Genomic DNA, 9,470 nt, shown 5'->3' on the forward strand with positions numbered 1-9,470 from the left:
ATGAACGACAAGGTCAAAGCTGTTTCGCGCAATATCGAAGCTATTTACCCGCTGGCTCCCATGCAGCAAGGACTGCTGTTTCACAGCCTGATGCACCCTGGCAAGGGCATGTATCTGCTCCAATATCGCCATGTCATGGTCATGCCGGACCTGGACCTCGCGGCCTTCCGCCAGGCCTGGGCGCAGGTGGTGGAGCGCCATGAACTGCTGCGCACATCGTTCGTCTGGAAGCAGCAGAAACGCCCGATGCAGGTGGTGCACAAGCAGGTCGAATTACCGATCACCTATGAAGATTGGTCGCATCTGAGCGAAGGCGAGCAGCAGGACCGCCTCGAGCAATTGCTCAGCGCGGAGCGTGCCGAAGGCCTGGACTTCACCAAGGCGCCACTGATGCGGGTCAGGCTGTACAAACTGGCGCCCGACACCTACCAGTTCGTGCGCAGCTACCACCACATCCTCATGGATGCCTGGTGCTTCTCGATCATCATGATGGACTTCCTCAACGGCTACCGCGCCGCCCGGGAAGGGCGCCGACTGAGCCTGCCGACACCGCGCCCGTATCGCGACTTCATCCGGTGGCTGGAAACCCAGAAACCGGAAGATCACCAAGCCTTCTGGCAACAGCGACTGGCGGGCTTCGATACGCCCAACGAGTTTGGCTTTGGTCATGTCGGTCGCATCCAAGGTGTTGCCGAACCGGTCGAAGACTGTGTCGAACTCCTGGAGCCCGGGCAGACCCAGGCGTTGCAGAACGTCGCGGCGCAGCACGGCCTGACCCTCAACACCCTGGTGCAAGGCGCCTGGGCGCTATTGCTCGGGCGCTACAGTGGTGATCGCGACTTGGTAATGGGCATCACCGTCGCTGGCCGCCCGGTGCACCTGCAAGGCATGGAAAGCATCGTCGGCCTGTTCATCAATAGCTTGCCGCTGCGCTGGAGCTGTGGTCCGGAGGATAAGCTCGGCTCGTGGCTGAAAGCCTTGCAGACCGAAAACCTGAGCCTGCGCGAACACGAAAGTGTTTCCCTGGCCGACATCCAGCGCTGGAGCGACGTTCAGCGACAGGACTTGTTCCAGAGCCTGTTCGTGTTCGAGAACGCGCCCATTGCCGCCGACTTGCGCCAGGGCCAGTTGGATTACCTGATCAGCGACATGGCCAACCGCACCCACACCAACTACCCGGTCACTGTGGTAATCGTGCCGGGCGAGCGCCTGCACCTGCAGTTGACCTATCAAACCGACTGGTTCCTGCGCGAAGAAATCGAGCAGATGCTGCGGCATTTCCGCACCTTGCTGTTGAACATGGGCGATGCCCTCGGCGCAGATGCCGGCACGCCCTTGCATCAACTGGCGATGCTGGATGAAAGTGAAGTCACTCGCCAGCACGAGGTTTGGGCCGGCGGTGGCCTGGCGGCGGACGAGCAACTGCTGCAACCCTTATACATCGAGCGATTCCAGCAGCAGGTGCGCCAGACGCCAGAGCGTGTCGCCGTTGTCCATGGCGAGCAAAGCCTGACGTTCGATCAGCTGAACCGCGCCGCTAACCGACTGGCTCGGCACTTGCGCGCCCAGGGTGTGGGCAGCGACGACCTGATCGCGGTGTTCGACGAGCGGGGCCTGGATCTGGTGGTGATGATTGTCGCCACGCTGAAGGCCGGTGCCGGTTGGCTGCCGCTCGATCCGCGCAACCCGGCGCAGCGCCTGGCCCAAGTGCTGCGCCAGAGCCGCACGCCGTTGCTGATCCATAGCGCAGGGCAGGGCGAGCTGGCGATGCAGGCCCTCGACCTGCTCATGCACCGACCCAAGGCCGTTCGCTACGACCCTTCGGTGCTGGGCAGCTATAGCGACGATAACCTCGGCATCACGGTGCACGGCACATCATTGGCCTACTGCATCTTCACTTCCGGCTCCACTGGTACGCCGAAGGGCGCGATGGTGGCGCAGGCGGGCATGCTCAATAACATTCTCGGTAAATTGCCGGGGCTGGGGCTCGATGCGAACGATGTGATTGCCCAGACCGCGCCGCAGTGCTTTGACATCTCAGTCTGGCAGACCCTCGCCGGCCTGGTGCTCGGAGCCCGCACCGTGATCCTCGGCGACTGCGTGGTGCAGGACCCCGAGGCATTGGCCTCGGCCATCGGGCGGCACGGCATCAGCATCCTCGAAGCGGTGCCGTCCTTGATGCAAAGCCTGCTGGGCGCTGGATTGGAAACGTCCCCCCTGCGCTGGGTGCTTGCCACGGGCGAGGCCTTGCCGCCGGCCTTGGCGCGTCGCTGGTTCGAGCGCTACCCGGCGATCCCGCTGATGAATGCCTACGGGCCGGCTGAGTGCTCCGATGACGTGGCCTTTCATCCGCTGCTCGAGCGCCTGCCGGAACAGCGCATCAACGTACCGATCGGCCGCGCCACGCTGAACAATCGCTTGTACCTGCTCAACGCCGATCTGCAGCCGATACCGGTCGGCGCGGTCGGGGAGATCTTCGTTGCCGGTGTCGGCGTCGGGCGCGGTTACATGGCCGACCCTGCGCGTACGGCGGCGGTGTTCCTGCCGGACCCGATCGCCAACGACGGTTCGCGCCTGTACCGCACCGGTGACCTGGCGCGCTTCCTGCCCAACGGCGACCTGGAATACGTCGGACGCACCGACCATCAAGTCAAGATTCGCGGCCACCGCATCGAGCTGGACGAGATCGAGGCATGCCTGACCCATTACCCCGGCGTGCGCGAAGCCGTGGTCGTGGCCCGTGACGACCAGCAACGCGCCAAGGTACTGGTGGCTTACGTCGTGGCCGATGACGCCTGCAGCATCGAGATGTTGCGCGAGCATGTACTGGGCAATCTCCCGGCCTACATGATCCCGAGCGCATTCGTATTCCTGGAGCGTTTCCCGCTCAACGGCAACGGCAAGATCGACCGCAAGTCGTTGCCCTCCCCGGATTTTGCCGCGCAAAGCCAGGCCCGCTATGTGGCGCCGAGCAGCGAGTTGCAAGGCCAGTTGGTGCAAGCCTGGCAAAGCGTGCTCGGCCTGGACCAGGTGGGTGTCGAGGACAACTTCTTCGAGCTGGGCGGCCATTCGCTGCTGGCGACCCAGTTGATCGGCCTGATCGGTAAGCTCAGCGGCAAGGATTTGCCGTTGCGCGTGGTCTTCGAGCGTCCGACCATTACCGCCATGGCGGATTGGCTGGAGAACCAGGCTGGCGCGGTAAAGCCGTCGCCGGCCTTGCTGCCGCGCCCGGAAACGCTGCCGCTCTCGTTTGCCCAGCAACGGTTGTGGTTCCTGCAACAACTCGACCCCGACAGCCCGGCGTACAACCTGGCCGGCGCCGTGCGCCTGACTGGCGAGCTGTACGTCGCTGACCTGCACGCGGCGTTGCAAGCGGTCCTCGACCAGCACGAGGTGCTGCGCACCGGGTTCATCGGCGCGGCCCAAGGGCCGAGCCAGGTTGTCCTGGCGCACAGCGAAATTGAGTTGCCGGTCATCGATGTGGCGAGCGAAGACGCGCTGCACGAACGGCTACGCCTGGACGCCATGACACCGTTCGCCCTCGACGCGGCGCCGCTGTTGCGCGCCAGGCTGTATCGCCTGGCGCCGGAGGCGTTTGTCCTGTCGTTGAATTGCCACCACATCATTGCCGATGGCTGGTCCTTGCAACTGATCATCGACGGCCTCTGCGAGCAGTACCGCAATCGTCGCAAGGGCGTCGCGACCCCACGGCCCGCCCCGGCAATGCAATACGCCGACTACGCCGTGTGGCAACGCCAGTGGATGGGCAGCAAGGCGTGCGAGCAAGAGCTGGCCTACTGGCGCGAGCAACTGGCCGGCGAGCTGCCGGTGCTCGACCTGGCGGCCGATTTCCCTCGTCCCGCCCAGGCGAGCCAGGCCGGTGGACGTGTCGAGCGTCGCTTGCCCGACGACCTGGCGGCGCGGCTCAGGACCTTCAGCGCTCGCCATGGCTGGAGCAACTTCATCCCGATGCTGACCGCTTTCCAACTGCTGTTGCGCAGTCGCAGCGGAGAAAACGACATCCTGGTCGGTGTACCGGCGGCCAACCGGCACCATGCGGCGTTGCAGCCGCTGGTGGGTTGCTTCGTCAACACATTGGTGTACCGCAAGAAAATCTCCGGCGAGCGCAGCCCGCTGCAACTGATGAGCGAATTGCAGGCATTGTCGGTTTCGGTCCAGTCCCACCAGGACTTGCCGTTCGATTACTTGATCGAACAGTTGGGAGTGGTCCGGCAGGTGAGCTACAACCCGCTGTTCCAGGTCATGTTCAATTACTTCCCGGGCAACGCTCTGGAGCGTTTCGAACTCACTGACGTCATCGCCGAGCCGCTGGACAACCGCCCGGAGAGCGCCTTGTGCGATCTGCACCTGGACGTGCGCGACAGCGAACACGGGATTAACCTGAGTTTGCAATACAGCAGCGACCTGTTCCGCGAGCAGACCGTGCGAGGCATGGCCGAGCAGTACCTGGCCTTGCTCGATGCGGTGATCCAACAGGCCGGGCGGCCGCTGGGTGAGTTGACATGGCAGCCCGCTGAACGGGCCCTGGCGCGGATCGATGGGCGCGCCCTGGCCGGTCAGCAAGACATCCTTGACGCCTTCGCGCTTCAGGTTGCGCGCCAGCCCGAGGCGATTGCCGTCGTGGCAGGCAATCAACAAATGACGTACGCCGAATTGGACCAAGCCGCCGAGGCACTCGCAACGAGGTTGCAGGTCCAGGGTGTCGGTGTCGAAGACCGCGTAGCGTTGAGCCTGCCGCGCGACGCTCGCCTGCCCATGGCCATGCTGGCGGTCCTCAAGGCCGGGGCGGCGTATGTGCCGTTGGCCGAGGACACGCCGCCGGAACGCGGCCGCTACATTCTCCAGGCGGCGCAGCCCACGTTGTGCCTGGGCACCGCCGCGAGCCTCGGCGTGTTGGCGCAGTGGAACCCCGGCCTGCCGCTGCTGGACATCGACGCCAGTGGGGCGACCGGTACGCGCAAGCCTGTGGACTGCAACCCCGGTCAACTCGCCTACGTGCTGTACACCTCGGGTTCCACCGGCCAGCCCAAAGGGGTGGCGATCAGCCGTGGCAACCTGATGAACCTGATGCTGGCCGTCGAGCAGGTCCTGCCAATGACGGCCCGGGACCGGGTCCTGGCCTTGACCACCGCGACCTTTGACATCGCCATTGTCGAGTTGCTCCTGCCCTTGGCCCATGGCGCCAGCATCCTGCTGGCCGATCGAGAGCAGGCGCGGGACCCGCAAGCGATCGATCAGTTGCTGATAGGCGGACGACCCACCGTCATGCAGGCCACGCCGGCCACCTGGCGAATGCTCGTGGCGCATACCTCCCGCAGCTGGCGGGGCGTGCGTGCCATCTCCGGTGGCGAAGCCTTGCCGTGCGCGTTGGCCGAAGCCATCGAGGGCAGGGGTGCCAAGGTCATCAACGGCTACGGGCCGACTGAAGCGACCGTCTACAGCACCTTCGAAGTGCGCGGTGGCGAAGAAAGCGCGGTCGAGGTGCCGATCGGGCAACCGGTGGCGAACACCGCCGCATACGTGCTCGACGCTGACTTGCAACCGGTGGCTGCCGGCGTGCCAGGTGAGCTGTACCTCGCGGGGGCCAACTTGGGTCGCGGCTATTTCGCTGCCGCGCGCCTGACCGCCGCCGCGTTCCTGCCGGACCCTTTCGTGGCTGGCGCGCGCATGTACCGCACCGGCGACCGGGTCCGACGCAATGGCAACGGCAGCCTGGACTACCTCGGGCGCCTGGATTTCCAGGTCAAGCTGCGGGGTTTCCGTATCGAACTGGGGGAAATCGAAGCGCTGTTGTCCCGCGTCCCCGGGGTCCGCGAGGCGGCCGTGGTGCTGCTGGGCAGCGGTGACTCGGCGCGGCTGGTGGGCTACTACGCTGGCGATGCGCTGGACGAAACGACGCTGCGCGCCAGCCTCGGCGCCCAATTGCCGGACTACATGTTGCCCGGCCAGTTCGTTCGCCTCGACACCTTGCCGTTGAGCCCCAGCGGCAAAGTCGACCGCAAGGCCTTGCCGGCGCCGCAACAGCGTGACGGCCTGCAGGGCGCGCTGTCGAGCGAGTGGGAACAAACCCTGGCCGGCCTCTGGGAAGAGCTGCTGGAATGCACCGACATTGGCGCCGACGACAACTTCTTTGCCCTGGGCGGACACTCGCTGTTGGCGGCGCGGCTGGTGGCGCGAATCGCCGAACAGCATGGCCGCCGCCTGCCATTGCGCAGCGTGTTCGAACAACCGGTGCTACGGGACTTGGCCGCCATTTTGGCCCAGGCAAGCACCGAGGCTGATCGCATCCTGCGCCCGTTCGCAGAACCCTTGGCGCCGTTGCATTTCACTCAGCAACGCTTGTGGTTCCTTGACCGTTTACAGGGCGATACCCAGGCCTACCACCTGTCCTTGGCGCTGCGCCTGGATGGCATCCTACAACCCGATTTGCTGGAGCAGGCGCTGGCGCAACTGGAGGCTCGCCAACACAGTCTGCGGACGGTGTTCAGCGACACCGCCGACGGCGCACGCCAGCATATCGAAGACCTTGTGGCGGTGCCGCTGAGCTTCGAACCGCTGGAAGTCGATGAGCATTCGAGCGGCTTCGCCCAGAAGCTCAGCCAGGAGGCGCAGCATTCATTCGATCTCACAGCGCCGCCGCTGTGGCGGGTGCGTGTGTACCAGGGCCAGGATCGCAGCGTGCTGCAGGTGACCTTGCATCACATCATCGCTGACGCGCGTTCGCTGGAGATTCTCCTCAATGAACTGCAAGTGATCTACCAGGCTTTGCTGGAAAGGCGTGACGCTTGTCTGCCAGCGTTGCCGTTGCAGTTTTCCGACATCGCGGCCAGTTGGCAGAGCCCGGCGGGGCAGGCGCAGATCGAGTCGCAACTTGACTATTGGCGCCGTACCCTGGCGGGCGAGCCGCCGGTGCTGAACCTGCCGACCGACATGCCTCGGCCCGCCGAGCAGGGCTACAAGGGCCAGCGTCTGCGCTTCAACCTGTCGGCTAGGCTGGTCAAGCACCTGCGCGAGACGGCGCAGCGCCATGGCCTGACCGCTTTTGCACCGTTGCTGGCCGCCTGGAAAACCTTGCTGGCCAGGCACTCGGGCCAACGTGAAATCTGGATTGGCTTGCCGGTCGCCCATCGCCATCAGGCTCATACCGACAACCTGATCGGCTATTTCGCCACCACCCAGGTCCTGCGCAGCCATCTCGATCCGCAACAATCGGTCGAACAGTTCTGGCAGCAGTTGCAAACCACGCACCTGGCGGCGCAACAGCACGCCGACGTGCCTTTCGAACGCCTGGTGGAAGCCCTGCAAGTACGCCGCGATCTCAGCCACACGCCGCTGTTCCAGGCGTTGTTCAACCTGATCCAACGCGATGCCAACGCAACGACCGAGCAACACTTCGCCGGCTTGCCCGTACAGCGACTCAACGTTGAAAGCGACAGTGCCCTGGTGGACATCGGCCTGCACATCGAGCAGCAGGGCGAGGAGTGGCAATGCGTGCTGGAATACAACACCGACCTGTTCCTGGCGCACACCGCGCAACGTTATGCCGATGAGTTCCGCTACCTGCTTGAAGGCATGTTGGAACAACCCGAAGCGCGCCTCTGGGACATCGACCTGGCCAATGCCGACCACGCCTTGGCCCAGCGTCCTTGGAACCGTCCGGCGCAATCCTCGACGCCAGTGGTGGACGTCATCGCCCGTTTCGAACAGCAGGTCGTCCTGACACCTGAAGCGCTGGCGGTGGATGGCCAGGACCAGCAACTGACCTATGCGCAACTCAACGCCATCAGCAATCGCCTGGCCCAGTGGCTGCGCGCGCAAGGTGTCGGCACGGATGACCTGGTTGCGGTCTGTCTGACTCGCGGTCCATGGCTGCTGCCAACCCTGTTGGCGGTCCACAAGGCCGGTGCGGCGTACCTGCCACTGGATCCGCAGCAGCCGGGCGAGCGCCTGGGCTTAATCATCCGGCATGCGCGTGCGGCCATGGTGCTTACTGAAAGCCTTTGCGCCGGGGCCTTGGGCGGCGTCAACCACTTCCTGCTCGACGGGTTGGCGCTGGACAATTGCAGCGACGCCAACCTTGCATTGCCGATCGATCCACAGCAGCGCGCCTACGTGATCTATACCTCGGGCTCCACCGGCACACCGAAAGGCGTGCAGGTCAGCCGCGGTAACCTGAGCAATCTGCTGGCAGGCCTCGATCGCTTGCTGCCGCTTGGCGCCGAGGATGTTTGGCTCGCCAGCACCACGTACGCCTTCGATATGTGCAAGCCGGAGCTGTTCCTGCCGCTGGTCAACGGCGCGGCCATCCTGCTGGCGCGCCGCGAGCAGGTGGTCGACGGGCATCAACTGTTCGCGCTGCTGCGCCGGGCGACGGTATTCCAGGCTACCCCCGCTGGATGGCAGATCCTGCTGGAAACCGGCCAGGCCGATTGGCCGCCGCTGCGTGGCCTGATCGGTGGCGAGGCGGTGCCCGGTGAGCTGGTGAACGAACTGCGCAGTCGTGGCGTGGCGCTGATCAACGCCTACGGCCCGACGGAAACCACCGTCTGGTCGACCACCCAGGCGTTGCAGGAGGTGCCGTCCGGCGTCGCCGACATCGGCGCGCCGTTGCTCAACACGCTCTGCTACGTGCTCGACGACATGCTCCGCCCGGTGCCGCTCGGCGCGACGGGTGAGCTGTATATCGCCGGCTCCGGCGTCACGCGAGGGTATCAGCATGCGCCGGCCACCACGGCGGCGGCGTATTTGCCGGATCCCTATGCAGGCGAACCCGGTAGCCGCATGTACCGCACCGGCGACTTGGTACGCCGCCGCAACGACGGGCGGCTGGCCTATGTAGGTCGCGGCGATTTTCAGGTCAAGGTGCGCGGTTTCCGTATCGAGCCCGGTGAAATCGAATCGCTGCTGCGCCGTTACCCAGGCGTGGAAGAAGCGGTGGTGATGATCGATCCGTGCAGCCAGAGCCTGTTTGCCTGGCTGCAGACACCGAGCCCGGTCGATCAGGCGGCGTTGCGTCGGTATCTGGAAGGCGTGCTCCCGGGCTACATGATCCCGGCTGGCTTCATCGAGCAGCCACGTCTGGCCCTCAACGCCAATGGAAAGATCGACCGCAAGGCCTTGCCGGCACCACAGCCTGTGGCGATCCAGGGAGTGGCGCCGCGCAGCGAGCTGGAGCGGCAGTTGGCGGTCATCTGGCAGGACCTGCTGGCGTTGCCGCAGGTTGGCGTGTTCAGCAGCTTCTTCGAGCTGGGCGGACATTCGTTGTTGGCCATGCGTTTGATGACTCAGGTCGAGAGCCGTTTTGGCGTCAAGCTCGAACTGCGCAGCCTGTTCCAGAACCCCACAATCGCCGCGCTCGCCGAGCAGATTGAAAAACCCCAGGGGCCTTCGACCGACGAAGCCCTGGACGAAATGCAGCGCCTGTTGGCCGAGATGGAAATGTAAGGATG

Annotated in this window: 1 protein-coding gene; it reads left to right on the forward strand. The window is 64.8% G+C overall.

What is annotated here, in order from left to right:
- Positions 1-9,465 (forward strand): amino acid adenylation domain-containing protein, encoded by a 9,465-nt coding sequence (locus tag ACLK1G_RS01170; RefSeq protein WP_420763720.1) that lies wholly within the window; start codon positions 1-3, stop codon positions 9,463-9,465.
- Positions 9,466-9,470: the final 5 nt, after the last annotated feature.

Source organism: Pseudomonas algeriensis (genome assembly GCF_048847255.1).
GTDB lineage: Bacteria > Pseudomonadota > Gammaproteobacteria > Pseudomonadales > Pseudomonadaceae > Aquipseudomonas.